Source organism: Chryseobacterium sp. CBo1 (genome assembly GCF_001693475.1).
Lineage (GTDB): Bacteria > Bacteroidota > Bacteroidia > Flavobacteriales > Weeksellaceae > Chryseobacterium > Chryseobacterium formosense.
Genome location: NZ_MAUH01000015.1, coordinates 35,615 through 61,067 on the forward strand (window position 1 = coordinate 35,615; position 25,453 = coordinate 61,067).

At 33.7% G+C, this 25,453-nt stretch carries 24 protein-coding genes; 1 reads left to right on the forward strand and 23 read right to left on the reverse strand.

Going from position 1 to position 25,453, the window contains the following annotated elements; translation table 11 throughout:
• Positions 1-4: 4 nt before the first annotated feature.
• From traM to BA768_RS10755, 9 genes are all read right to left on the reverse strand, one after another.
• On the reverse strand, positions 5-3,076 hold the full coding sequence (gene traM, locus BA768_RS10715; RefSeq protein WP_083206638.1) for a conjugative transposon protein TraM: 3,072 nt from the start codon (positions 3,074-3,076) through the stop codon (positions 5-7).
• Positions 3,077-3,086: 10 nt separating this feature from the next.
• Positions 3,087-3,407, reverse strand: a complete 321-nt coding sequence (locus tag BA768_RS10720; protein WP_065720730.1) for a DUF4133 domain-containing protein — start codon at positions 3,405-3,407, stop codon at positions 3,087-3,089.
• Between the two features lies 1 nt (position 3,408).
• Positions 3,409-3,729: a DUF4134 domain-containing protein gene (locus BA768_RS10725; protein ID WP_065720731.1), complete on the reverse strand. Its 321-nt coding sequence runs from the start codon at positions 3,727-3,729 to the stop codon at positions 3,409-3,411.
• Between the two features lie 119 nt (positions 3,730-3,848).
• Positions 3,849-4,382: a hypothetical protein gene (locus BA768_RS10730; protein WP_065720732.1), complete on the reverse strand. Its 534-nt coding sequence runs from the start codon at positions 4,380-4,382 to the stop codon at positions 3,849-3,851.
• Between the two features lie 23 nt (positions 4,383-4,405).
• On the reverse strand, positions 4,406-5,056 hold the full coding sequence (locus BA768_RS10735; RefSeq protein ID WP_065720733.1) for a ParA family protein: 651 nt from the start codon (positions 5,054-5,056) through the stop codon (positions 4,406-4,408).
• A gap of 42 nt (positions 5,057-5,098) precedes the next feature.
• Positions 5,099-6,562 (reverse strand): relaxase/mobilization nuclease domain-containing protein, encoded by a 1,464-nt coding sequence (locus tag BA768_RS10740; RefSeq protein ID WP_065720734.1) that lies wholly within the window; start codon positions 6,560-6,562, stop codon positions 5,099-5,101.
• Complete coding sequence (locus BA768_RS10745) at positions 6,559-6,915, reverse strand: hypothetical protein (protein ID WP_065720735.1); 357 nt, start codon at positions 6,913-6,915, stop codon at positions 6,559-6,561. The genes BA768_RS10740 and BA768_RS10745 overlap by 4 nt, the downstream gene beginning before the upstream one ends.
• Entirely contained in the window at positions 6,912-7,724 is an 813-nt protein-coding gene (locus BA768_RS10750; protein ID WP_065720736.1) for a hypothetical protein, read from the reverse strand. The genes BA768_RS10745 and BA768_RS10750 overlap by 4 nt, the downstream gene beginning before the upstream one ends.
• A gap of 1,436 nt (positions 7,725-9,160) precedes the next feature.
• Positions 9,161-9,853 carry a GNAT family N-acetyltransferase gene (locus BA768_RS10755; protein WP_065720737.1) on the reverse strand — a complete coding sequence of 231 codons (693 nt, stop codon included), beginning with the start codon at positions 9,851-9,853 and terminating at the stop codon, positions 9,161-9,163.
• Between the two features lie 297 nt (positions 9,854-10,150).
• On the opposite strand from BA768_RS10755, the gene BA768_RS10760 reads away from it, so the two are divergent.
• Entirely contained in the window at positions 10,151-10,420 is a 270-nt protein-coding gene (locus tag BA768_RS10760; protein WP_123947098.1) for a hypothetical protein, read from the forward strand.
• A 99-nt stretch (positions 10,421-10,519) separates the two neighbouring features.
• Here BA768_RS10760 and BA768_RS10765 read toward each other — a convergent pair whose 3' ends face one another.
• The 14 genes from BA768_RS10765 to BA768_RS10830 form a co-directional block, all read right to left on the reverse strand.
• On the reverse strand, positions 10,520-10,996 hold the full coding sequence (locus tag BA768_RS10765; RefSeq protein ID WP_083206639.1) for an SMI1/KNR4 family protein: 477 nt from the start codon (positions 10,994-10,996) through the stop codon (positions 10,520-10,522).
• Between the two features lie 2 nt (positions 10,997-10,998).
• Entirely contained in the window at positions 10,999-13,452 is a 2,454-nt protein-coding gene (locus BA768_RS10770) for a hypothetical protein (protein ID WP_065720740.1), read from the reverse strand.
• 94 nt (positions 13,453-13,546) lie between these two features.
• Entirely contained in the window at positions 13,547-17,311 is a 3,765-nt protein-coding gene (locus BA768_RS10775) for a hypothetical protein (protein WP_065720741.1), read from the reverse strand.
• 298 nt (positions 17,312-17,609) lie between these two features.
• Positions 17,610-17,801, reverse strand: coding sequence for a hypothetical protein (locus tag BA768_RS10780; protein WP_065720742.1), 192 nt, complete (start codon positions 17,799-17,801; stop codon positions 17,610-17,612).
• Positions 17,802-18,033: 232 nt separating this feature from the next.
• Positions 18,034-19,071 carry a patatin-like phospholipase family protein gene (locus tag BA768_RS10785; RefSeq protein ID WP_065720743.1) on the reverse strand — a complete coding sequence of 346 codons (1,038 nt, stop codon included), beginning with the start codon at positions 19,069-19,071 and terminating at the stop codon, positions 18,034-18,036.
• A gap of 79 nt (positions 19,072-19,150) precedes the next feature.
• Complete coding sequence (locus BA768_RS10790; RefSeq protein WP_065720744.1) at positions 19,151-19,657, reverse strand: M15 family metallopeptidase; 507 nt, start codon at positions 19,655-19,657, stop codon at positions 19,151-19,153.
• Positions 19,658-19,950: 293 nt separating this feature from the next.
• Positions 19,951-20,784 carry a toprim domain-containing protein gene (locus BA768_RS10795; protein WP_065720766.1) on the reverse strand — a complete coding sequence of 278 codons (834 nt, stop codon included), beginning with the start codon at positions 20,782-20,784 and terminating at the stop codon, positions 19,951-19,953.
• Between the two features lie 420 nt (positions 20,785-21,204).
• Entirely contained in the window at positions 21,205-22,302 is a 1,098-nt protein-coding gene (locus tag BA768_RS10800) for a hypothetical protein (RefSeq protein WP_065720745.1), read from the reverse strand.
• Positions 22,303-22,323: 21 nt separating this feature from the next.
• Positions 22,324-22,548, reverse strand: a complete 225-nt coding sequence (locus BA768_RS10805) for a hypothetical protein (protein ID WP_065720746.1) — start codon at positions 22,546-22,548, stop codon at positions 22,324-22,326.
• Positions 22,549-22,573: 25 nt separating this feature from the next.
• Positions 22,574-23,161, reverse strand: a complete 588-nt coding sequence (locus BA768_RS10810) for a hypothetical protein (RefSeq protein WP_123947099.1) — start codon at positions 23,159-23,161, stop codon at positions 22,574-22,576.
• A gap of 55 nt (positions 23,162-23,216) precedes the next feature.
• Positions 23,217-23,468: a DUF3853 family protein gene (locus tag BA768_RS10815; RefSeq protein ID WP_065720748.1), complete on the reverse strand. Its 252-nt coding sequence runs from the start codon at positions 23,466-23,468 to the stop codon at positions 23,217-23,219.
• 10 nt (positions 23,469-23,478) lie between these two features.
• A complete protein-coding gene (locus tag BA768_RS10820) occupies positions 23,479-24,018 on the reverse strand; it encodes a hypothetical protein (protein ID WP_083206640.1) in 540 nt (179 codons plus the stop codon).
• 23 nt (positions 24,019-24,041) lie between these two features.
• On the reverse strand, positions 24,042-24,299 hold the full coding sequence (locus tag BA768_RS10825; protein ID WP_065720750.1) for a helix-turn-helix domain-containing protein: 258 nt from the start codon (positions 24,297-24,299) through the stop codon (positions 24,042-24,044).
• 244 nt (positions 24,300-24,543) lie between these two features.
• The gene (locus BA768_RS10830; RefSeq protein ID WP_065720751.1) at positions 24,544-25,389 is read right to left on the reverse strand and encodes an RteC domain-containing protein; all 846 of its coding nucleotides are present in this window, start codon (positions 25,387-25,389) and stop codon (positions 24,544-24,546) included.
• Positions 25,390-25,453 lie beyond the last annotated feature (64 nt).

A 25,453-nucleotide genomic window follows, 5' to 3' on the forward strand; every position in this document is an offset into this window, starting at 1 on the left:
TTTATTATGGTTTTGATTGGGTTTGAGATTCTTTCAGCTGTTTTTCGTCAATTAGAAATACATAAGAATTGTACTTCAAATTGGCTTTATTGGTTTTGATCAGATTAGCGATTGATTTGGAGGTGGATGTAAATAATTTGGACCCGATGGTTGTAAAAAATCCTTCTCCTCCCATATCCATCTGGGTTCCCTGAACGGAATTGCTTCCCATCTCGCGAATCATATCTCTGAATACACTTTGTGGAACATACAGACCTTTCATCCCATCAACATCATAGATAGAAAGGTTGATAGGTAAAATCTCCCCTTTAGCAAATACTGAAATGATTTTCAGATCCACTCTTTGCATTGTAAATCCAGAGATCTGACCATATAAAATTGAACCTTTGCTAATTTTTTTATTGCCGACAAAAATGTCTTCGAGTAATCTGAACCGAATCCGGCTTCCTAAAAATCCTTTGTTGTCTTCATCAATAACCGCCTTGATAAAACTGTTTTCCTTCTCCTTATAAACTGCGTTAAAATCATTGTTAATCCCTGATTTGCTGACGTTTACGACTGCATTTCCGATGATATCATCCAGCTCCTGTGTTACCACCACTGCTTCTCCCCAGAATTTCCTTACTGTTTTATACAGATATAAAATATATCCTCCCATCAGCTTACTGGCAATTGCCTTCCAGGCTTCTTCGATAATGAGTGCCTTTCGTCTGTCTTTCCTCAGTCGCATTTTCTGAATGAACGTATCCATAATGATCAGGGTCACAATTGGAAAAAGCTTGGGATTGTCCTTTACATTATCAATCTCAAAAACAATAAATGACTCCTCAAAGAGACTATTGTCTCCTTCATTATTCAAAGTAGTTCCATAACGTCCGCCTTTGTAAAAGTCCTTTAGAACAAACAGAAAAGTTCTCAGATTGAATTCTCTTTCTGTAATACTGTATTTTTTATTATTTAAATACAAAGGCAGAAATTTATCGCAATAATCATAGAATCCATTAAATGAAAGCTCCTTTGCTTCCAGCTTTTCTTCGAGTTCCTTAATTTTTTTAATGATAGTTTTCCTGAACGTTTCACTCCAGTTTTCATCCTTTTCGGGTTGCTTGATGAGCTCATTTGACTTTATTAGAATCAAGTGAGTTTCATTATAAATCCGTCTTCTTTCTTCATCATTAAGCGTATCGTAAGCCTCATAAATTTGATAAAACTGTTCGCTGTCATAATCAGGGTTATTGATATTCTTATCTGGATGATAGAATTTCAACAGTTTTCTCCCCGCATCTTTAATTTCTTCAGAACTTGCATCGAATGCAATTTCTAAAATGTCATAATATGTTCTTTGTCCTTTATTTTCATTTTCCTGCTGGGCATAAATATCCTCTTCGTGAAAATTGTACTTATTAAGATAGAGAATCAATTCCTCAGAACTTTTACGGTCATACCACTGAGTTCCAGAGTTGAAATACTGATGGTAATAAGACATTAGCACATTATCCAAAATTGATTTCTGTGCTGACGACATTGAGGCATCTGGACCTTGCCAGATCAGGAAGATAAGATTGGTTAAAAACTCTATTTTTTCAATATTGAACTCTTTCTTATCCATCAGGAAAGGATTCATTGTGATGGGTTTTTCCTCCGTGTATTGAATGTAGCGCCCTCCCTTATATTTACAGGTTCCCGAATAAGAATCTCCGGTGTCAACGATGACCACATCATAATTATAAGTGAGATATTGCTCAATAATATTATTCATCAGAAAGCTCTTTCCCGATCCGCTAGGCCCCAGAACAAACTTGTTACGGTTATTAATCCGTCCAATTTTCATCGGTAAATCAGCAGGGTCAACCTTTAACGGAACACCCTGCCGATCTGTAAACCTTAAATAAAAGTTGGATTCTTCGTTCACGGGGTAACTCTCTTTAAAAAAAAAACACAAGGCCGCTTCGCTTGTCGTCATAAAAAGGTCATACTCTCTGAGTTCAGTGGCATTTCCTGGAATGGCGGAGCGGAAAAGTTCCAGCTGATTGTAGGCATTCTTGGAAACGATGATTCCTTTCGTGAAAAGCTTATTCTCAATCAGGGACTGAACCCCTTCCATTTTTTCGAGAGTGCTGGCTGAAAATAGTAATGAAAAATGAGCATTCACAACCAATTGCCCGTCAACTGCAATGTTGTGCAAAAGAGTTTGGATTTCTTCAGCTATGATGGCATTGGATGGAGAATTATTAGCCGCTCCCTCGTGCTTTTTCTTTTTCTTGTCAAGCTCCCTCTGCTGTTGTGCTTGAAGAGGAATGGTAATGACCTGATTGTAGATGATGGTCTCATAATCTTCCAGTTCATTGATGAATGTAAAATTATCAACAGCTGTCTCAGAGGCTGCACCGTTTCCTCCAAGAACAGAATATGGTTCTATTTCAGAAGGCAAATCGATATTTTCAACATCGACAAAGGAAATATTTTTGACAAATCGGTTTCCAATCTGTAAGTATTCATTGGTACTCTTGATATTATCAAAACTTGGAACATCGGACAAGTGCATTGATAGTACACCTGATATATAATATTCAAAATCCTTTTCAAACAGAAGCTGCGGTTCGCAATCATTCTGTTTCAAAAGCATCATTACCTTCTGGCATTTATCCCGAAGCTCTTTGTAGCTTTTATCGGAGAAATGATAGTGCTTCATTTTCTTTTTCAGCTTATCATCCACAATATCTGTGAAGAAAAGTACAGTTTCAATCGTTTTGAAAAGTCTACCATCAAAATGCTCTGAGTATTTCTGCTGAAGGAATTGATTGGAATGTTCTGCTGTGTATTTCTTCTTTGAAAAAATATCGAGCTTTTGTACAATCCTACCCTCTCCAATAATGGATACGACTTGATTTAAAACAGTATGAAAATTCAGGTAATTATCGGGATCAGCAGAATATTGCTCAACAGCGTTTTTGATACGGATACCAATAATTGGATTTCCGTACTGCCCAAACAATACATCAAAGTCCCATCCGAAATCTTTCCCGTAGTCAAACCCGATAAATGGGATGTCAAATGCGTGCTTCTTGGTTTTCATATTGATTTATTTAATTGTTGATTTCAAAACCGTCTGGTTTGTTTTGCTTTAAAAGCTTAGCGTTGATTATCCTCTTAGGAAAAATTAAAATCTGATTGAAGTTTTTGGTCTTGGCATAAAGACCGTGCTTATCCTGTCTTTTGAAAATGAGATAAACACCTCCTGCTGTCACTGCAAGTCCGAGTAGCGAACCCAGTAATCCGAATTTTGATAATATCAGTGAAGCAACAACTCCAACACCTATTACTCCAACAGAATAAATGATATACTTGCCTTTGAGTCCGAAGAATACAAGGGGTTTCTTAAGCCCCTTGTAGAGATAGAAACCCATATTAAGCAAAGAATGCTGTTACGAATTCCGGAACTACCAGTAAGAAGATCATCGCTCCTCCATAGCCCAGAATTTCTTTGTTGACATCCTGATCACCATTCGTCCACTTATTATAAACCCTTAGACCTCCAATGAAACCTACCAATCCTCCGACTGCTTTTAGAATAAGCTTGATGGGATCCCAATAATCCTTAATGTCATTTGCTGCATTCGAAATTGCTGTTGCACCGCCCTGAGCAAACATTGGTGTTACTGCAAGAAGCAATAATGTGGCAGTAAATAATTTTGTAATAACTTGATTACGTGTACTTCTGTAAGTCATAATAATTTAAATATTTATGGTTAGAATTGTGTTTATTTTGCTCAGAAAAAGGCATAAGGGGTGTGCTATCCGCCATTTATTAGAGGATCACAATAGAATTAGAAAGAATTGTTAAACTCTTAGATCAGCGACTGATAAACCTTGTAACCATCACGGTCTGCGAGAACCTGTACACTGGTTTCAGCAAGGTTTAAGAACTGATAGAACTGCTTTTGATAGAGTTCATATTTTGATGGAAGCTGATCTTCTATTGGTTCTTGGGGAATGTTTTCAATCTCATCCAAAGTAGCAATATCTTCTGTTTCTTTCTGGTGTTCATCTATTTCAAATCGCTCATCAAAACTGTCAATATTATTTTCAGACTCGAACTTGTTTCGCCAGTATTCTAAGTCTCTATTTTCATCCTGTTCTTCCTCTCTTACGGGAGAAAGTTCTTTTTTGTTGAATGAATTAGGAGTATTTATATTTTCGACATCATCAATGCTGACTTCTTTTATTTCAGTTGTATTATTATCAAGAAAATCATTCAAAGAATATTCTTCGGTTTCATCTTGATTCTTAGAAATATCCTTTTTCAGGAAAAGATCATAGATGATGTTTCCTGCGTAGTATAGAAGATAAACAGAGATAATGCTGATAATTATTTTTGTCATTTGAGATGGTATTAATGATTTTGTTATAAAGTAATTTCAAGGCATTTATTAATATATTCTGTCAGTTCCAAAAAGGAGTTTTTAACTGCATATTTTTGTTCATAGGTAAGTTTCCTAGTATCAATTGTCTGCAAACAATTCCTTTTAAAGACCGGGCGTTTTAACAGAAGACCATATTTACTAATCTCGGCATCCATACCTTCCTGATTCTGGTATTTGTAGCCTTTATCATATTTTGATCGGATAAAAACCCTCTCCGCCTGGCTTTCCAAAAGACCTAAAAAGTTGATAAACACCAAAGTTGATTTTGCCGATACATTGGAGTATTCAAAAGGAATAACTATAAAATCACTATAAATAAGCAGATCACTGTATTTTGCATCCAATGTTCCTGCAAGGTCAAACACATTAACGTCTTCACTTTCCTTCATTTCAATCAAATGTTCAAAATCTGAAAAAGGCTGCTCATTCTCCTCATCAATGATTTGCACATCATAGAGTTTGGGAATTTCGAGCAACTCATCTTCTTTCCATTTGTGGTAAAAAGACTTCTGAAAATCAAAATCGAATACATTAACCTTCCTCTCGGAAGAAAGTGCAATGTAGTTAGCAAAAGCAATAGCTAACGTTGTTTTACCTGTTCCTCCTTTCTGTGTCCCAAAAGTGATTATCATATCGATTGGTTTATATTTTTCAGATTAATAAATAGCCTTCCACTAACGGCGCTTTCTTCTCTTTTTACGTTCATCTTCAGCAGGATCTTTGGCTGTACCTGAACTTTTCATCAGTTCAAAAAACAACTCGTTGACAACTTTATTCAATTGATTTCCTGCCTTGTTTTCAGTTTTTGATGTAGCCTGTATCTGAGGATCAAACAATTTTTGATACTGCTTTTCTCCGATCAATGCCACCACTTCTCCAATATAATGTAGTCTCGAATGGATGACATAATACTTTCCATCTTCTGACTTAATAACATTGATATCTTTATTATTTTGAGTTTTTAGATAGTCTCGAACATCGTTTCTGACAGTATTGTATATTTCTTTGTTTTTAAGTTTTTTATTCCCAAATAGCATAAATGCCTTTAACTCACTTTCCAGTGCTCTAGCTTTGAGAAAATCCAGTAATAGAATTTTACTTTCACTATCTCTTACATTGTAATCCTTCAGACTTTCAAACAGCTTTTTGTCTATTTTTTCAGAAGTGAACTCAAACAACTCCCTCATTTTCATAATTTCGCTACCTTTATAAACTGAGCCTGTTTTATGGTCAATTAAAGTGTAACCAAAAGGCTGATACTCATCTTTGTGATGAAATACGATGTCAATCCCAAAAACATCTCGGAGTTTTTTCTGAAGCTCACTTTCAAATTCAATCTTAGGAACAAGCTGATCTTTTTCTTTTACTTTTTCTTCAGGAAGCATTCCTTCCTGTTTCCTAAAATCCTCGACTTTAAAAACTTTATTGGAATAGATATTTTTATATTTCCACAAAATTGCCCGAAGTTGCTTTGTTCTGTTTTTATCATTTTTATTATCGAAGACCAACTGATTTTCAGATAAAGTCCGTTGAGTAACTCCGTTTTTTAAAATCGTCAAATACTGTTCATCAGGCGCGTTCTTGCTCAGTTTGTATCCATTCCTGATAAGTAAAGTTTCTAATTGATGGATAGAACTTATTTTGTAATTCAGAAGTCTATTCAATTTTTCTTCTGACTTAATTTCGTAAAGCTTTTCTAAAGTATCGCTTAGTGCTTGTTGAGCATTCAGCTTCTCGTAACTGTCATTAATCTTCTTCCCTGTCTCTTTGTCCACACGGGTCGTGACAATATGGACGTGATTATTTTCTGTATCGTTGTGATGAATTACGATAAATGGTTGTTTCCCATATCCCATCTCATCCATAAAATCTTCAGCAATCTTAGTCAGCTCCTCTTTTGAGTGTTCCTGAAATTTAGTAGAGATCATTGCGTGAAACTGAGGTTTCAAAACCTTTTTGTTTCCATTTGAAATCGCTTTCAAGTAATCCCGAACCTTTTGTTTATTGCTATTCTTATTGATAAATGATGGGAAATTTTTCATCTTCATCAACTCGCCTTTTCCTTCATTGATCTTCTTGTCATTATAATTTACTCCCGGAAAACCTGAACCTGCCGGAGCCATAATTTTAATAATCATTTTGCCAGCAGGGCATAAATATTTTCAAATATCCTATTCTGCACCTTTTTCAATTCCAAAATCTCTGTGAGCTTGTCTGAAAAATTATCCAGTTCTTTAGAACTGATAAACTTCTGAGTATTGACAATTTTTGCTACCTGATTAATATTGGTTTCAATTTTAGTAAAGATGTTATCTTGTTTTTCAATGAACTCTAAAACATTTCTTCTCTCATCATCCATCAATCTGTTCTCTACAGAATTGACAATTAGGCTTGTTAAGGAAATTCCTTTATTTAGACAGATTTTTTGCCAATTATCTTTCTGGATAGCAGAAATCCTAATTTTGATAGAATTTTTCTTCTCATTTATCATTCAACTACATTCAGATAGTTTATCGGAAAAGTGGTCATGCCTTTTATCTTACCATTAAATTTTTCAATCTGATTCTTCCACAACAGCAAATGAAAATCGACGTTTGTCAATGAAACTATACCTTGTTCGACACCTAAGCCTCCTCCATTAGGACTTCCGCTTACCAATATATTGTTGAGCGAACCGACACTTCCACTGGTCATAAATCCTAAATCGCGTAATGGTTTTGAGAGATTGAGCATGATGTAGTTTGAATTGATGGGTGCTGAACAAGTGATGCTTACATCTAGGTAGCCAATTGTTCCAATTCTCCTTGCATCAATTTCTCCGGTTATTCCAAGACCAGATGTTCCCAATCTATATATTTTTGTTGATAAAGTATGCTGTCGGGGATTCGTTGGAAATGGAAGATACTTGTTCCAGGAGGTTTGTTCAGAAATAGTATTTATCGGAAGTGTCTCGTCCAATACGACAAGAGCATCATAGTAAGTAGGCTCAGTAAGTATCTGATTCCAAAACTGACCATTAAAATAATAGTAGCCTTCTTCAACAATATGAATAACTTGACCCAAAAGATTAGATGCAGGTTGAGTTACATAGACAATAGCACCTTTTTGCAATACCGAATAATTTTTAGTTGCAAGCTGATCACCTGTAATTCTTGGTGGAATTATGCCGTCATAGTGATTGGGTAAATCTGGCTTGCCAATAATATCCAAAGTTGCTGAAGGTGTCTCCGTATTAATTCCGACCTGAGCTCTAAGGATAATTGTAAAAACAAATAGTAAAAGGCTAAATAATTTTTTCATTTTTGATAAAATTTCTACTGCAAAGTTGAAGCATAAAAACCTCTAAAACAATAGCTTTGACCGGAGATGGGCTAGTTAAGAATACTCTGGATGAGTCTGGAATCTTCAAAGATTGAAAAAGAATAATTTGGTCTAATTTGGAATATTAAACCTGATTTTATTCAAAATAGAAAAACAAGTTCCGCCGTTTTTCCTCCTTTTTGCAGAAAAGGCAAGATCGTCTTTGGACTCAGAAATTTGGCAAAATTTGTGGGTACAAAGACACATCTTGCTACGAAAAGCAGTTTAATTTTTCAGAGATTAAAAAAATTAAATTTAATACTGATAATTAATTGGTTACATATTTATTGCATTCTTAAGAAAAAGACAATCAATTACTTTAAATAAGAAGTTGTGTATTTTTTATGTAGGTGTTACTTTGGATTTGTAAATTTCTACAAAAGTATTATACAAACCTAGGTAAAATTTACGTAGGTTGTTTGAAAGCATTGGTAAATTTTACTTAGGTATAAAAGAAAGCTATTTTTTTTTTGGCGTCTGGAATCACAACCAAGCATAAGATGTTTCGATCTAATTTGGGTCTTTTAATCCGCAAGATATACTTTTCATAATCTGCTCTTAAAATAAATTCAATTTTTCAGGTTAAAAATATTTTAACAACTGCTCATTAAACGGTTATGTATTTATTGCTTATTAACAGAAAAAATAAACAATAAGTTTTAAAAGAAGCTTGTATTTTTTATGTAGGTGTTACTTTGGATTTGTAAATTTTTACAAAAGTATTATAGAAACCTAGGTAAAATTTACGTAGGTTGTTTGAAAGCATTAGTAAATTTTACTTAGGTATAAAAGAAAGCTATTTTTTTTGGCGTCTAGAATCACAACTAAGCATAAGATGTTTCGATCTAATTTGGGTCTCTTAATCCGCAAGATATACTTTTCATAATCTGCTCTTAAAATAAATTCAATTTTTCAGGTTAAAAATATTTTAACAACTGCTCATTAAACGGTTATGTATTTATTGCTTATTAACAGAAAAAATAAAGAATAAGTTTTAAAAGAAGCTTGTATTTTTATGTAGTTAAACTCTGATGTTATAAATTTTTATCAAAGTGCAATTGCAACACACGTACAACTTACGTAGGTTGTTTTCAAATATTAGTAAATTTTACGTAGGTATTAAAAAGCTGGGTTTATCTTTTAATAAAGCGTCTGTATTTTATAACTGAGTTACTATTTAAAAGATAATACCAATCTAATGTGGGTAATCCAAAAAATACACTATTTCACAACCATTTTATAAAAGCAGGCTAAGGAATTGTGATGGTGTATTTTTAAAGTGGTTGTATCTTATTTCAAGCAAAGTTGCGTTTCCGATTATAGGGTAGAAATGCTTTTCCTGCCTTTTTCGTTTTTATAACTATATGGGATTATTATTAAATACCTGATGATTTTTTACTCCAATAAAAATCTTCCAATTTCCAAGTATGATTTCTAATTTGATTAACCAAATCTTTAAGTTCTTCTGAATAATCTGTATTTCCAAGATTCATTTCTACTTCGGTTTGTATTGCCCAAAGAGACCTTCCCAAATAATTGATTTGTTTTTTAAGCTCATTGATTCTTTCTAAAGAAAATGGGGTGTCTATTCCTACGTTATCATCAAATATAATATTTGGGGTAGGTGATAGTAAATATTCTCCATCTTCGGAGATTGTAAATCCCAAACTTATTGCAACTTTTTCGGAAGCTGTAAAATTTTCCTTCCCAATATCATTTTCCTTTATTGTTATCCGTTGTTCATCTCTACTCAAAAATAAATGAGGAATAATAATGTCCTTCATTGCCATTGTCAAATATCCCTTTCCTCTATAATCTGGAAGAACAAACCAATGTAAATCTCTTCGCATATCAAAAACAATTGCAACATATTTCTTATCATCGTTTTTAATTAAATAAAAATTATCTGGTCCATCTGAATTAGTAACACTATCCGTACTTTTTGGTTTATCAGTCCAAATTTTTGCAAAATCTACATTGGGACTTAATGGTCTCAGGAAAAATAAGCTAGATGATTTGTCGTTTGCATTTAACTTTTCCAGTAGAGATTTTAGAGCTTTGTTTGTCATATTTTTTTATTATGTTGCCTTTAAAACTTACCACTCTATTTCATAAATTTTATCGTTATCACTTAATTCCAAATCATCAATTTTGCAATTATGTTTTTTAGCTTCTGAAGTAAGGAAATGTAAGAAATCGTTAAGCAAATAGACGAAAAGGAAAATTTGACTGAATTGGATTTAACAATTATCAATTCTATACAATTATTTGCAAGAGCAATTTATCAAAATAATTTGAATAAAAGAGTAATAGAGTTGTTCACTCAATTAGAGTCAGTAATTTTATCGGATTCAAATGAACCAATTTTGAACTGTTTAACGAAATACATTTCAAAATTAGTAACGAAAAATATCGAAGAACGGAAATTTATTATCTTATTACTAAAAGAAATGTATGGAATCAGAAGCTCGTATGTTCATCATGCTAAACAGCGAGAAATAAACATCCAAAGTTTAGGTAAATTTCAATATTATATTCATAATTTGATAACTATATTAATCGAACTTTCTACATCGCATACAACAAAAGATACGATCCTAAAAGAAATTGATGATGCAATTCTAGCAGCCTACTAATAACACTAGGATTAGCCGTGAGAATAAAATAGCAATAAGTAAATTTCAAAAAACGATAAATAACTATTTTAAAGCCGTTATTAACTAACGGCTTTTATATTAATATCCATATTTTGAAAAATGAATAGATTTGTCTATGGTTGAGCTTATGTATTCGCTAAACGTTTTATTTAACGGATAAATATAATATTCATCATCTCCACGATACGTTACTCCCCAAACATTTGGATTCTCTGTGTTCTCATCAAGATAAAAGAATGTAAATTGGTCAAAATTACCATATTCTGATATTACCCAAAATGGTCTTGTTATGTTTAGCTTATTTCCTTTTAAAGTTTCTTTTAAATAGCCTAATACTTCGTCATGCGACAACATATCTAAAGTACTGTGCCCATCAAAAAGTTGCAAGCCACCTGTATATTCCCCAGCTAGCAACAAAAACTCTTTGTAAGCTAGTGGAAATTTGATATTTAATTTATTTTCCACTTTTGTAATCTCAGATGGAGATACACCTCTTATTTTCTGTGTTCCTATTTTTGGCGTATTTGCCAATTTTTGCATGTATATATAGCTCATAACTATTTATTTAAAAATTCTAATAATTGTTTATTTCCTTTTACATATTCTTTTGCATCAGATTTTACTGCTTCCACGCTCAATTTTTTAATATTATACATTTCTTGTCGTATAATAATTTGCTTTTTGCAAGATGGGCAAGGTTCGTATAGAGATTTAAAATTATTCTCCAAAACTTGTACATTTTCTTTGCCATGTTTTGCCATTAATGTTGCCAAATCGTGATCGTTTTGCGCAAAAATTTTGTGTTCCGAGTCTTTAAATCGTAACATTTTACCATCTTTCTCTAAAGTCTCGTAGTGCAAATCTAATTCGTCCATAGAGATTCCTAGTTGCTTGGCAATGTAATCTTTGTTAGGATTTCCACAAAACCCTGGTGCATTTTCAGTTGCAAAAGCTTTATACTCTAATTCAATTACTTCACCGTTTACTCTCACTTTTTGTTTCATTGTAGCGACGTTTGATGCTTTTCTGTCTCCTAAAAACTTTTTTCTCCACTCCAGCATCATTTCCATATCTTGTTTAGAAAGCTCACGCATGGGTTTAAGCTTATTCCACTTTTTAATTACTTTGGTTACATCTACATATTTTAGAAGTAAATCTTTAAAGCCAGTATAAAATGCTTTCATCAATCTTTTCTGTAAAGCGATCTCTGCCGGTCCTAAAAAAGGAAGCTGCATATTCAAAGAGCTTCTCGTTTCTTTGGAGTAAAGTTTAATGGCATCAAAGATTTCATCAATCATTTTTCTTATCTCATCTTTACCTTGCTTCATGAAATCAATAAAAGCATCTAAAATTCGGATAAACTCATCTATTGCTTTGCTTACAAATTTAGCACTCTTTTGCCAGGCCTTTTTTACTCCTCTAGCAAAACTAGTAAAAAAACCAAATAGTTCCTGTCCTAATCTCCTTATTATTTCTTCTACTGAAAGCACTCCTCCTGTAAGCAAAATTCCTATAACTACCTCAATAAGTAAAGATATAACGAATCCTAGAAATCCACCTATGAAGTAAGCTAAGTGAACGAAATCTATATTTATTGAAGCTGTAATTGCTTTTTGTAAAAAATGCAGTGTAAGTTGCCAAAGATCTAATTTTTCAAAGCTTTGCAACCCTTCTTCTACACGTTCTATTAATCTAGGTAAATGCGTGTCTAGATTTTTCATCAACTCTTTGCTGGAAGTACTAACGTTAATGATCATCTTTACCATGTCTAAAAGACTCGTAACAGCGTCTACCAGAGAATTCCACACTCCACAAACAAAAGCATTCCATGCTCTTATCCCTGTTTTTAAAACGTCAGAAATATCTATGTTTTCTAAATCATTAATAATTTCTTTGCATCTTAAATAAATTTGTTTAAAAGCATCATATACAATTTTATTTAATGAAAAATTTTGGTGATTCTTTTGAGAGACGGAAGAAATATTTAAAAGATTACTAAAATAAGTATCATATACTTCAAAACTATTAGTAAGATCCTGAACAATGGTTCTTATCTTTTTATTCAGCTCATTGTCATCTAACTTATCCAGTTCTTGCTCTAAAACAATGGGATAAAACTTAGGGTCAAAAGGTTTTTGTGCCTTTGGATTCCAACGATGGTCTTCTATCTTTCCTTTGTTTAGAAATTCTATAGCTTTGTCTAATAATAAACATATACCATAGTTTGAAACTTCCGCAAATGCCCCGAATGAAATAAAGTCAATCATCGTGTAGATGGCAGAAATTGTTTTTAATGTAGGATATTCAGCTTTTCCATTTTTCAAAAGCTTTTTTACAAATTTTTCATCTATGTTATATCCAGTTTCCATTACAAAAGAGTCTAGAATCTCACGAATAAGATCACTATTTTCCGTAACGTGACTTGCATAAGTTGACAGAAGATTTTCTCTTAATTTATTTCCTACCGTTACTGCACCATAGATAAAATCTGCTTTGTCGGAAACATTATCTTCTACAAAAATCAGTAATTCATGTTCTCCTGCCAAGGTATTTTTATATGCTTCTTCTAGTTTTTTTGCGCTGGTCGAAATAAAAATCTTCACATGATACGCAAATTTTTTGTTCTTACTTTTTGGATAATAGTAAAAATCTTTTTCTACAATTTTTATTTCATCAGGATCTGTTCCGACATCATTAATTACCATAATTCCATTATAGTCAATAGATTTTGAGTCGATGAAATAAGTGTCTTTTGCTAATATGCTACTTCCTGAAATGGCTCCCATGGCTAGTACTGGACTCACATTATTCATTCCCCTAAAGCTTTCTCCGAGCTGCATGATACTTGTATTATTTTCAGTTTGCAGAAGATCCTGAAACCCATTGTAGCCCATTTGCTGCATCATAGATGTGTTGTCTAATGGAATGAGATTTTGAAAGTCAGAGATAAGCTCCTGTTTTGTGATATCGTCAAAATCTTCTATTTCGTTTAAATATTCTTCGTAAGTCATAATTTTTATGATTTTTTAGCTTTTGGCTTATGGCGGTTAGTTTTTTCCAACCGCCACTTGCCTAAAGCAGGTTAATAATTAGTTGACTATACTTTTATGGAAGATTATTTTTGATGCTCTGCATAGAGATCTGTGCAATTACTTTTCGGGGATCGCTATCCGTAGTAAGCTGTAGATTACCGTTCTTAATGTCGATGTTTTCTACAAAACGGTGCTTTCCTGAGCTTAATTGTGCATCTGTAATAGCAAATTCTGATTTGGTAACCACATCTTCAGGGTTCTCAAACTCTTCAGGATTTTCATGACTAAATGGTAAAGCTGTTGCCGTTTTCAGACCTGCAGAATCTTGCTGCAGTATCGTAAGGGTAGTAGGAAGCTTTGTGATCCAAGGTTTACCTTGTTTTAATCCTACAGGTTCTCTCATTTCATCTACAATACTCATGTACATCGGATCTCCGATTACAGGAACTTCTTCTCCGTTCCAGATCTTACCAGTGCTCAAAAAGAACTGAATCGCATCTTCAAATCCAGGTCTTACCGTTACAATGACTCTTGCCATACCGGATTGTAAGAAACTTCTGAATAACGGATCTACACTTTCGCTGATGTACATTTCCTGCCAGTGTTTTCTATTTGCCCAATAGTAAGGGTAGAAACTGTAGCTCATAATGTTCCATTCGAAAGCCTGTTCCATGAATTTTGCTAAAGCAGTGTACTTATCAAGATTTTCATTTAAGAATACCTGAAAGTTTTCCATTTTATCTCCGTCGGTAAAATTTTGTCCGATAGTATTTGGAGATAAATAATCCTGCAATAGATAAGCAATACAGTTGTGCTTCAGGACATCATTCTCCATATAACGGTAGAAATTACCTGTTTTATCTTTAGCTTCCGCTTCTTTCTCTTTCTGTTCTTGATCTATTCTTGCCTGTTCTTCTTTAAATTTCTCATAAGCTTCTTTATAGGCTTCGATAATCGCATTGAAGTTTTCAGTTTGCCAAGCCATGACGTTTGCATCATTTGGAACACAAGGGAATTTTAAAGCGATATTAAATCCTCCGATGTTCTTTCCGGAAACTCTGTAATTAAATACTCCTGTAAGATTTAATCCGCTTACACCTTCTGTTCCGTTAAGAGTCTGGTTTCGGGTTTCTTTATAATAACTACCTCCTTTTAGGTTACCGAAAGATAAATAAGCAGGTAAAATATAGTTCCCCTGAAAGAATCCTGATCTGTTTCTCTGCTTGTTGTATGCCCAAACGATAGATGCTGAAGTTGCTTTATAACCATCAGGAATTTCAAGGTTTGAATCAAAGAATACACCTTCGCCTTCAGTCTGTGGACTTCCGTTGGCATTAAGAATAACTTCCTTGCCCGGCATTTCTGCGGTCAATGTAACCCCATAAATATCTGCCCAATATTGTAAAAGCTGTCTCGTAGCTTCTTTATGACTTGCCATTGTATAAGGAGCAGGAGCCTTTCGCGGATCGATAGGTGCTGTTAATACATCCGCTTTTGCCACTGCCGTAGCCAAACGGTGTAATCTTGCAGGTTCAGGAATCATAAACTCAAACATTGTACGTTTCCCATAGTTATAGATCTGGTTTTTATATTTCATATCTACCCATCGGTAAACACCTACTACGTGTCGGTCTCCATTTCTGTTATCAAAGCCGTGAGCATTATTCTCTTCATATTCTTCGATGATCTTTTCGATCCTTTCTTCAGAGATTTTCGTAAGAAGCTTATCGGTAGCTTTATTGGTAATTTCCTGTGACTGGGTCATTGCCTGACGAACGCTGTTTTCCTTTGCATTATGGGTTGCAAGACTTCCTCCGACTTCAAATCTACCATAAAGCTCAGTATCTTTGCTCCAGTTTGCATAAGCCTGTGCAGTAGTATCTTTCATGATAACATTGGCAACTTCAGACTGCATATCGTGTCTTGTTGTAGAAGTTGTATCGGTAAGCGTTTCACGTTCTGTAGACTTGGAAGCTGTCGTCTGAATTTCAGTTTTTCTGAGTCTTCTTGTGGATTTCTGCTTAAACTCTCTCGCCATGATATTCTCAATATGGGTGACATCTCCCGGAACATACGCATGGGTGCTCTGTACCACCTTCATATATTCTGCAATCCCCAATCTTTTAAGCCCGAACAGCTTTCTGGAAACCGGTGTTCCTTCTGTTGGTTCTTCCTCTCTCGGTCCTTCTTTTCCGGGTTTTAATGTTAATAATCCTAATTGAGCTTCATTATTAGGAATTTTAAGTAATTCCAGATATGCTTCTCTTCCATTGTTGAAGTAGATATCAATCCTGATCTTGGAAACAGATGAGAATTTATTGACCATTACCGCTGTGAAACTCACCATTCCGTTTAGAACATCTACATTTCCCAATGCTTCTTCGTGATGCCCTGTATTAGAATCCAATATAATTCTGGCATTGGCAACACTCCAAGAATTATCCTGAACCTCAAAGGAGAAATTAATAAATCCGTTATCCGGAACAAAAGCAGACCTTCTCCATACCGCCAATAAGTTGTATGCAAGATGTGTTCTTGTTAATGATCCTCCCACAGGAATCAATGCTCCTGCCAAGTTCGCATATTGTGTCTGGTCTAATACCGTATTGTCTAAAGCTGTCTGAATAGCAGCAGAACTATGATTCTGTATTTGCATAAACACATTATCAAATGTCTGATAACTGTTGTCAATTTGAAGCGCCTGTGTTCCTATTTTTAATTCGGAATCAGACACCACTTCCATTTTTGCACTGGATGGAATTTTAGAATAGAAATCTTCATTTACATTCTGAACAGCACATATGCTTATGAACAATTCAAATGATTCCGGAGAAAGTTTTCTTTGAAGATCTGAAATATCAATCTCATTTTGATAAGAAAATTCAAAAGCAGGAACTTCCAGTTCTCTTAACTGCTCGTACAATTTTCTTAACTCTTCTTCCGAAGCTTTGTGTTCGGTTAAATATTCAATTTCAGAAAAAATCCTGTTATATTCTTCTCTTTGAGACTGATAATTAGCATTATATCGATCATAGGCAGCCTGATAAGCATTTGCACTGGAACTGTTGTAAGATTTTTGAATTTTCTCAAGCTCTGTATACAGTTTCTCCAATTGTTCTTTTCTTAAAAGAGCTTGGGTAACCACAAGATCATTTTTTGCATTGACTTTTAATCTTTCCAATGCTTTTGACGAAAGATCCGAAGTTCCGGATGCTGTTGACCTGCTTGCCAAAGAAGATCCGACCACTTCTTCCTCAACAAAAAGATCTTTAGGCATGACCACTTTGGCATCCAATGCTTTAGTAATTAAATCTGACCCATTAATTTTCACAAGCTCTTCCGTTAAAGATAAGGTTTGCACATATCCTATATGTAACGCTTTTAAAATATGCACAATAGCTTCTTTTGCGTAGAAATCTTTTTGTGTAATTACTTGAAAAATCAAATTATCCCAAAGCTTTTCTATTTCTACCTGTCCTGAAGAGTAGCGTTCCTTTGTTCTGGCAAGCTCTTCAGCTGAAATAGTTTGCTTCTTCGTGATTTTTCTTCCAATTTTAAGAAGAGATACATATTGACTGTTTTCCAGGTCTTTTTCAGTTAACGGTGAGGAAAATGATCTGCACTGATTTTCAAGAGCTCTCAGTTTAGAAATTCCAGACCTGTTTCTTACTGCCTGATCAAATGCATTATTTAATCCGGGTCTGTGTATAAACCCGATATTTTCTTTTTTTGTTTCTGTAAGCTGAGGGTTTCTCATGCTTATGAATCGGAAAAGTGTCTGCGATGTATTATTGGTAGTGTTATTCCCGCTTTCGTTAATATTATTAGTGTCTGACATTTTTTTTGTAAATTTGTTTGATTTTATAAAGGTTAAGATTTGAAGGCTCTTTTTATTAGGGCTACTTCAGGTTTTAGCCTTATTTTTTTAGGTGGTTTCCGGCAAAAGATATCCACCTTTCTCTTTGATAAGGAAAGTCATATTGTACTTTTTAACTGTTGGGTTTAAGACATATTTCTGGCTATTCGGACTTTTCACAAGCCTAATTCAGAAATCTGTCAGTAAAAATCTATGATTGTTTTGCGTTTTTATTGATACTTCAAAAGTACTATGGAGGAGCGACAGAAGTTGACGTATTTTAAATTTTTATTGTGTATTTATTTGTAAAATTCTGTCGTAAAGCATTGCATTCAAACTCTTCCCTCAAGAAGTTTTCAATATCATTAAAATAGTTTTCATTATCTACTTCTATATCTTCAATACCGCTCCAACTAATGGTGTAGAGATTGTGATTGTTGATTGTATCGAAATTGTGATTTGGTGTTTCCATGTTTTGTGTTTTAAAAATTTTTGTTGTTTTTGAATATTATTCTTGCTGTTCAGCATACAGAAATGTTGAATGATATAGTGTTTAAAAGTTTGAGGACTATGTTTTTGTGTCTTTGTTTATAGTACAAAAGTAAAATTGGATAACGACAAAACTCGACGTGTTTTTAAGCAGTTTATAATTTATTTTAGTATAATCAAAATAGCTTATATTGATTGTTTATAAGTTGAAAAGCTTATATTCTATTCTTAATTAATTTCTGCACAATTTGATTCAAAGTTTCTCTGTTGTCATCAATATAACTCAATCCAGCCTGAATAAGATTTTCAATATTTGATCTTCTTACATTATCCATTGCTGGAGAAGCATTCTTTAAAGACGGATTTATTCTGTAATAATTCTTCTGATTTCTTGTTCCTAGAGTCTGAAACATTTGACATAGCTGATAATCTACCGTTTCTGCATTGGCAGACATCAAAATGTCTATAATCGGAGTTACCCAACCAATTTTCCCTGCTTTTTCCATCTTTTTAAATGAATAACTTTTAGATTCAAGCCCGGTTCCGATCGAAATGATAATCATATCATTTACAGTGGGATGATTGGCTTTCTGATGATTTTTTAAAACTTCGGCAAAAGGGATTTTTCTGGCTTCCGCATAAGCGCAAAGTGCAGGATTATTGGCAAACATTCCGCCATCAATTAAACTGAAAATTTGTCCGTACATTGATTTAATCTGAACAGGAGTAAAATAAGTCGGAGCAGCTGAAGTCGCTCTGCAAACATCTTTTACGTAAAAATTATCTGTGTTTAAGCTGGCTTTCCATGAGTTGAACAATTTTGCTCTTCGGTTTTCTATGTCATAGCTTGTTATTAAGCATGGTTTAATTAATTCTTTTAACTCTAGCTTTCCAAAAAAATCATTCAGGTTTTTTTCTAAAGCTTCCTGACAAATTTTTTCATTCAGCAATCCAAAAGGATTTACCAATTTTTCCCAAAAGGAAACCTGAAATATATCTCCTCCTTTTTCAGAATACAATTCCAAACCTTTCTGTATAGAATATTTTGCTTTTCTATGTTCGTCGGGACACAAAATAATCGCTGCTATCAATGCTCCCGTACTGCTTCCCGCAACCAAATCAAAATAATCTCCAAGCTTTGCACTCGGTGTATCGTGAAACTGCAGTTGCTCTTCTATGTAGCGTAGAACAATACAGGTGATAATGCCTCTTATTCCGCCTCCATCTAAAGAAAGTAGGGTTGTTTTTTTCATTTTTCTACTGTTATTTTGGTAAAGTAAAGATAGGAGCGGAAAGCGACAGAACTTGACGTATTAAATAAATTATGATAAATTATTTTTCAAATATTACATATCCATCCTTATCCTTTTTCAGCTTAGAAAGCGCTCTCCAACTCGTTTTTGCCAAACCCTTTTTAGTCGGAAAATTCTTCTTCTCAAAATGAGGAAGGTCTTTGAATGTTTTCCAGTTTCCACCCCAGTCCCAACCGTGTTCTGCGAAAATTTTCACGCATTCGTACCAGTCGGCAATCTTGTCGTTGTCCCAATCTTTTGCAGTGTCCCAGTTTGCGGTTTTTCCGTCAATAATTAAGCACATATCAACCGCCAAACCGTAGTTGTGGATGCTTTGCCCTGCCTTTGCATTGGTTACTTTTTTTCCTGAAGTCACTCTTCCGATAGCATACAGTTTTTCCTGTTCCTCAAAACTTCGCAATCCCTGGGTTATCCTGATCTTGGCTTTTCCTGTTAATTCTTCATCGCATTCTTTAATAATTTGTTTTACCTCTTCTCTTACAAAAGGGTGAAGTTTTTCGATTCTTTGTTGGGTTACTTTATCCATAATTTTTAATTTTTTTCTGAAACAAATGTATCATTGGAGTACGACAAAACATGACGTAAAATATAAGACTTAAGCATTGATTAATTTTGCTTTACGTAACAAAAAAAACGATGCAAAAAGAAACAAATTACATAAAACAACTTTTAAAATTAGCTAACAGCAATTGTATTTAATAAAATTCCTATAGATGGCGCATCCTATTCAGAATTAAATAAGACAGTAATAAAAATGTGACTTCGTCTTAAACAATATTTATTTTAGTTAAATATTATTATTTACTTATTAGCCTTTTGTCAATCCCTACAGTACCATTCACTCAAATCCTTGTAGCCAAGGTAAATATGGGAGCAATCCTCCACATTATTATACTGATTTGCAATTTTAGACTTAACAAGCTGGCCATTAGCATCATTATCTAAAAATAAAGAAATCTTCCGGTACTTTTTTAATTCTTTCTCAACCTTGAACAGCATAGAAGTAGAATTTAGGATCAGAAAATCTAAATTCTGCTCCCTACTTATATTTTTAAACGTCAGATAATCGAAAAAACCTTCGAATACAGCAATTTCATTAAACGTGTTCTGTTGATTTTTGATTAATGTGACATCTTTTTTACCAAGGCAAATCTTTGAATATTTATTACGGATCTCCACTCCACCAGAATCATTAAAGAATCCCAACCCAAAAAACCTCTTTCCATTCGTCTCATAATTTATCTCTTTAACCAAGTGCTTTTGTGCACTCACTTTTCTTGATTCTAAATAGTCAATTAATGCAAAATGTTGGATATTGTTCACTTTTAGAATTTTATATTGCATTTCTTCATCCGCTATCAAATTCCGCATTTTATCACAACTTGAAAACTCATACTTTTCTAAATATTTTAAAGCATCGGAAACTGAGCATTGATTTATCTGCTGGACAATCGAAATGACATCATAACTTTTACCGGTGCCAAAATCAAAAGCTCTGTTTTTTACAAAATCTACAGACAAACTTGGTGTTTTTTCATCCCTGTCGAGCGCAAAGTAAAATGCTGTTTTTCTGTTTTCTTTCGAAGGAAACAAATTATAGTGTTCAAGTACATCTTTGATCATGATGTTTTGTCTGGCTTCTTCACAATTCATTTTTTTTCTTTTTAAAGCAAATTTTTTATCCACATTTTCCTTTTAAATAAAAAAAACTTTTTAATTTCTTTTATTATACTTTTAGTAATTGCGCGGATGTACGATGTATAAAGACTATGGTTCACTTTTGGAATGAGTGCAATTCCGAATTTGGAATCAGCGGAATTCCGAAACTGGAATGAGCGCAATTCCGAATAAAACATCATATAAGGATGAGCGTAATTCCGAAATCACTTTTTCTCACTGTCTACAAAGTCCTGCACTTACTGACAATTTTGAGCTCTTATCTACAGTTTAGAATTCCTGCACAATTTTGAAATGAGTTCAATTCCGAAAACAACTTCTGAAAATAGTATATTTTAAGATACTTTTAACTTCAACGACCGCAATTCCGAATTCCGAATGAGCGCAATTCCGACTTTACAATATTATTGGATAACTATTGGGAAGCATTTTTCCGGCTCTTGTCTCCCGGTAAACCTCTATTAAAAGTTTTTGAATTTCCTTTAAAAATTCCATCCCTTGAATGAGGGTTGATTTTATCCTTTTGAATCTGCAATTTTTTATAAATCTCTTGAAGGCTTTCTCAATTAACAGCCGGGTTTGCGGGATGTTTCGGTATTGATGAAAAAATTGCTTCATTTCATTTTCCTGAAGTCCAAATCTTTTCCGAAAATAACTTAGTCTTTTGTTAACTTCTGTAAGTTTATTGGGATATACTAAAACTTCCATTTCAGAAATATAATTTGTTTTTGATGGAATAATTAAGATAAGATCTTCCTTGTACTTATAATTGAAAGACAGGTTATTATATTTGTCAAGGCTGATCCTCACCTGTTTTAGAAATTTGAAACAGAAATCGTTTGCTGTTTTATAGTTAAGACCAAACTTCTTATTCAGTGTGGCGAGCTTAAGGGAAGTTCCCGTTTCCGGCAGTTTTGCAAGCCACATTGCAAATATGATATGTTTGTTATTCCTGACATTATATACCAAATTGTATAGGACATAATTATACTCCGGAATGACCACAAGCTTTTTAAGCCAATAGCTGCTTACTAAAAAAGTGGTGTAACCTCTTTTATCGTAACTAGGTGTGGAAATCAGACCTCCAAAGGTCTTTATCTCTTTTCCCTTGGCATTTAAAGACTTATACCAACCCATTTTAAATCGGGCCAAAAATTCATAGGCATCAATGACCTGCTTAGTAGAACCACTCGGTGAAATCTTACTATTCCGTATTTTAATGGATGCAAAAATATTGTTGCTGGTTTCAAATTCTTCATCAAAAAGAGTCAGCTGTTTTGGGCGGTCTTCCGGTCTGAATTGCTCACTGCTGATGATTGAAATCATATTAAAAATGACACGAAGGGCATTAATCGGAATGTCAGCAGCCTCAGAATCATCAAAAATAAAATCATCCACAAAATGGTTTCCCACCCTTATTTTTTCGGGACTAACTTCTTTTTTGTTTTCAAAGTTCTTTCGGATCAACCGTAAATCTTTATCATCAAAACTCATAATATCAGAAGTGATCAGAGGTTATTTGATTAATTTGATTTTTTCGCTCTTAAGTGTCTTTGAACCATCAGAAAGGTTATAATATTTGAAATTATTTACTTCTAGCTCTTTAAAAACTCTCTTTTCAGCCTTTCCAAAATTTGGAATCCGTACTTTTTCAATGCCTTTATATTCTGCCAGTATTCCATTGATATTTACTTTTTGTCCGGGTCTCAGATCGGATATGATTGTAGCTTTATCTTTCATTTTTTTGATTATTTAAATAAATTCATTAAACTTCAGGGCGTGTTATATCGGGAATGTTATCAACCGAAATCGATTTTTCAGTATTTCCATCCCTCATATAAGGAATAGCGCTTTTCATTGTAGCCTTCCAATTGGTTATCGGACGACCAAGAGCATTTTTCCAATTGTTCTGAATCCAGCCATCGTATTTTATCCTGATATTTATATCAAGAGTCTGGGCATAGTTTTCTAATGTTTCAGCATATTCAATAAATTCTTCCCAAGATGGAATATCGCTGTTTGCAGAATCAGGAACTCCATTTTCCTGAAGTACTTCCAATACTTTTAAGACTTGAAAATTTTCTTTACTTGCAACCTTTTTATTTTTTTTCTTATCAGGTTTAAAATCTAAAGCATAATTTAACAGAAGCCTATAAGAACAGGGACGACCAATTGCGGTTTGAAATTGTATAATACCTGATTTTTCTAATTTCTCCTTAGTGGATTTTACTGTTTTCTGAGTTAATCCTAACTCGCTGGCGATTGCAATATCTGACATCGTAAAATCATACCGGTCCTTTTCAAAACCAATCTTCAGCAGATACAAATACAGCATCACTTCCGTGGGACTCATTTTTGCAGTTTTGTTAAACATCCAAAACCGTTGGATCAGTTCTAGGTAATACATCTTATTTCTCGGAGAAAAGCTGCAGTGCTTTTTCTTTATCAATGATGATGATATTTTTCCTTTGAATGATGGCAGCATCCAAAATTCCTGAGGACTTTATTTCGGAAGCTTTTGACACTGAACATCCCAGGATCTTTGCCAAACCCTTTAATCCGTATTCATATTTTTTCTCATACAAAAAGCTTTTGGAAATTTCCAGGAACTCCGCAACCGTCAGTTGAGACAAAGGTGTTTCAAGATTTACATTCTTCATAGTCCTAACTTTAAGTGTTAATTTTGAGTTTAGAAATCCACATTCTTGCGGCTGATCTCCAGTCTTTCATTGGATAATTGTTACAAAGCTTCCAATCTTTAGATTGATAAGCTGAATAAAATTGCTTCGCTTCTTCTGAAGGCAAATCCCGCTCATTAAAATATAATTCAATCTCATCAAGTTCTGGTTTAATAAATACAACCTCCGTATTCGGAATCAATACAGGATACTTTTCAATATTTATTTTTTGTTTATCAAGTGTTTCAAAGTCAATAATTTCAACTAAGCTTCCTTTGTATGAATTGTAATTTGGGCTGTAAACAATAAAACCTGCATTGTGAATTTCTTTAATACATTTATGATAGGTTGCAAAGGATTTAATTCTGCTTAATTCCATTGCATCCTTCCGAGAAATTGAGAATGGCGTTTGAAACCTGCTTTTTTCCCACAAGTGGAAAAGCGCAACATATAAGCTGATATGTGTGGGACACATCCGGCTGTCCTGAACAAATCTCGCAAAGTAGCCGATTATACTATTTGATTTTTCCATAAGTCTTCGTTATAGATTAATCTTTAGAACCTTGCATAAGTTTTCTCAATATCCTTAAAATTATAATAGAGCGTGCCCCCAATTTTGCTATAAGAAAGAGTTCCGTTAATTCTTAGGTTTTGTAATGTTCCCGATGAAATATTAAGCAGCTTTTTAACTTCAGAAGTGCGCAGCCACAATTTTTGTTCGGTTGTACTTCTTCTTAGTAAATTTTCGATTGCTTCCAGCAGTTCTGCTTTAAATTGCTGAAGGTCTTCTTTGGTGATAATTGATATTGCCATAATTTGAAAATTATTTTGTTTGACAAAATTTCAAAATGACACGGGATATCTTTCGGTAGATTATCGTACTACCGAAAGATTTTTTTTAAATATAAATTTTAATATTTGCTAATTTTATTAAGACTTTTCAAGCTTATACAGCACTTTGAAACCCACATTTTCACTGTAAATTGTAAAAAATTAATTGATGACTTATACTTATAAACTTTTCGGTAGTTTTTCGTACTACCGAAAGGAAAAACATCTACATATCCAAATCATCCAAGTGTTGATTAAGATTTTGCTGAAGTAAATTAAGAAACTTTGAACGCTCAGTTTTTCTAATTCTGATTTCGCCTAAAGTCTTATGATAATTACCCAAACTAATATTAAAAGCCTTTTCGGCCCACCTGAAAATTTCAGACAATTCTGCTTGGCCTGCATTAAAACTATTACTTTGGTGTAAAGCGTACAGCAATTCGGTCAAGGCAACTTTTGAAGCTGTCCATTCTAACTTCTTTACTTCAGTAAGAGAACTTCCTGCCTTGCTTTCTAAATTAATTTTATCTGATAAATATTGCTCAAGAAGATCGTTAGCAATAATTTGTGCGACAATATGATCATGCGAAGTAGAGAAATCCAAATCGTAACTGTATAGTTCCGGGCTTAACTTCAACTTAAAATCAAATTTAAACCGAACAAAGTATTTCTTATCCAAAAATGTTGATTTCCTACGATAGTAATTGATAAAGTCTTTGTTTTCATTGTAGAAAAACAGTAAGTTGATCCGCTCATTTTCATAATATGATAGAAGAGCAGCTGCATCAGCAAAAGGTCTTGAAGCTTCTATTAAAAGAATTTTTGAATAATAAATATAAATAGCAACAAACTGAGGTTTCGTATTCTTAAAAAAATGTATTTCTTCAGCCCAATCTTCAAATTTATGATGATTTACAATTTTTTTTAGCTCTCGAATCGCAGTATCGGTTTCCATCAGGATTTCTTCCGAGCGTAAAATAATATCAGCCTGTCCTCTGTTTATGTGGTCTACTGATTCCATTAAGCCATTCCACAAATTGCCTATCTGCAATCTGATGTTTTGTTCTTTCATACGGTAATACTTTTAGTACCGTAAAATTCGCTTATAATATCAAGATATATCTATTCATAAACTA

Bases quoted from the DNA above. Each gene is read 5' to 3' on its own strand.
- traM (WP_083206638.1), bottom strand. From the start codon at position 3,076: ATGAAAACCAAGAAGCACGCATTTGACATCCCATTTATCGGGTTTGAC.
- BA768_RS10720 (WP_065720730.1), bottom strand. From the start codon at position 3,407: ATGGGTTTCTATCTCTACAAGGGGCTTAAGAAACCCCTTGTATTCTTC.
- BA768_RS10725 (WP_065720731.1), bottom strand. From the start codon at position 3,729: ATGACTTACAGAAGTACACGTAATCAAGTTATTACAAAATTATTTACT.
- BA768_RS10730 (WP_065720732.1), bottom strand. From the start codon at position 4,382: ATGACAAAAATAATTATCAGCATTATCTCTGTTTATCTTCTATACTAC.
- BA768_RS10735 (WP_065720733.1), bottom strand. From the start codon at position 5,056: ATGATAATCACTTTTGGGACACAGAAAGGAGGAACAGGTAAAACAACG.
- BA768_RS10740 (WP_065720734.1), bottom strand. From the start codon at position 6,562: ATGATTATTAAAATTATGGCTCCGGCAGGTTCAGGTTTTCCGGGAGTA.
- BA768_RS10745 (WP_065720735.1), bottom strand. From the start codon at position 6,915: ATGATAAATGAGAAGAAAAATTCTATCAAAATTAGGATTTCTGCTATC.
- BA768_RS10750 (WP_065720736.1), bottom strand. From the start codon at position 7,724: ATGAAAAAATTATTTAGCCTTTTACTATTTGTTTTTACAATTATCCTT.
- BA768_RS10755 (WP_065720737.1), bottom strand. From the start codon at position 9,853: ATGACAAACAAAGCTCTAAAATCTCTACTGGAAAAGTTAAATGCAAAC.
- BA768_RS10765 (WP_083206639.1), bottom strand. From the start codon at position 10,996: ATGAGCTATATATACATGCAAAAATTGGCAAATACGCCAAAAATAGGA.
- BA768_RS10770 (WP_065720740.1), bottom strand. From the start codon at position 13,452: ATGACTTACGAAGAATATTTAAACGAAATAGAAGATTTTGACGATATC.
- BA768_RS10775 (WP_065720741.1), bottom strand. From the start codon at position 17,311: ATGTCAGACACTAATAATATTAACGAAAGCGGGAATAACACTACCAAT.
- BA768_RS10780 (WP_065720742.1), bottom strand. From the start codon at position 17,801: ATGGAAACACCAAATCACAATTTCGATACAATCAACAATCACAATCTC.
- BA768_RS10785 (WP_065720743.1), bottom strand. From the start codon at position 19,071: ATGAAAAAAACAACCCTACTTTCTTTAGATGGAGGCGGAATAAGAGGC.
- BA768_RS10790 (WP_065720744.1), bottom strand. From the start codon at position 19,657: ATGGATAAAGTAACCCAACAAAGAATCGAAAAACTTCACCCTTTTGTA.
- BA768_RS10795 (WP_065720766.1), bottom strand. From the start codon at position 20,784: ATGAATTGTGAAGAAGCCAGACAAAACATCATGATCAAAGATGTACTT.
- BA768_RS10800 (WP_065720745.1), bottom strand. From the start codon at position 22,302: ATGAGTTTTGATGATAAAGATTTACGGTTGATCCGAAAGAACTTTGAA.
- BA768_RS10805 (WP_065720746.1), bottom strand. From the start codon at position 22,548: ATGAAAGATAAAGCTACAATCATATCCGATCTGAGACCCGGACAAAAA.
- BA768_RS10810 (WP_123947099.1), bottom strand. From the start codon at position 23,161: ATGAGTCCCACGGAAGTGATGCTGTATTTGTATCTGCTGAAGATTGGT.
- BA768_RS10815 (WP_065720748.1), bottom strand. From the start codon at position 23,468: ATGAAGAATGTAAATCTTGAAACACCTTTGTCTCAACTGACGGTTGCG.
- BA768_RS10820 (WP_083206640.1), bottom strand. From the start codon at position 24,018: ATGGAAAAATCAAATAGTATAATCGGCTACTTTGCGAGATTTGTTCAG.
- BA768_RS10825 (WP_065720750.1), bottom strand. From the start codon at position 24,299: ATGGCAATATCAATTATCACCAAAGAAGACCTTCAGCAATTTAAAGCA.
- BA768_RS10830 (WP_065720751.1), bottom strand. From the start codon at position 25,389: ATGAAAGAACAAAACATCAGATTGCAGATAGGCAATTTGTGGAATGGC.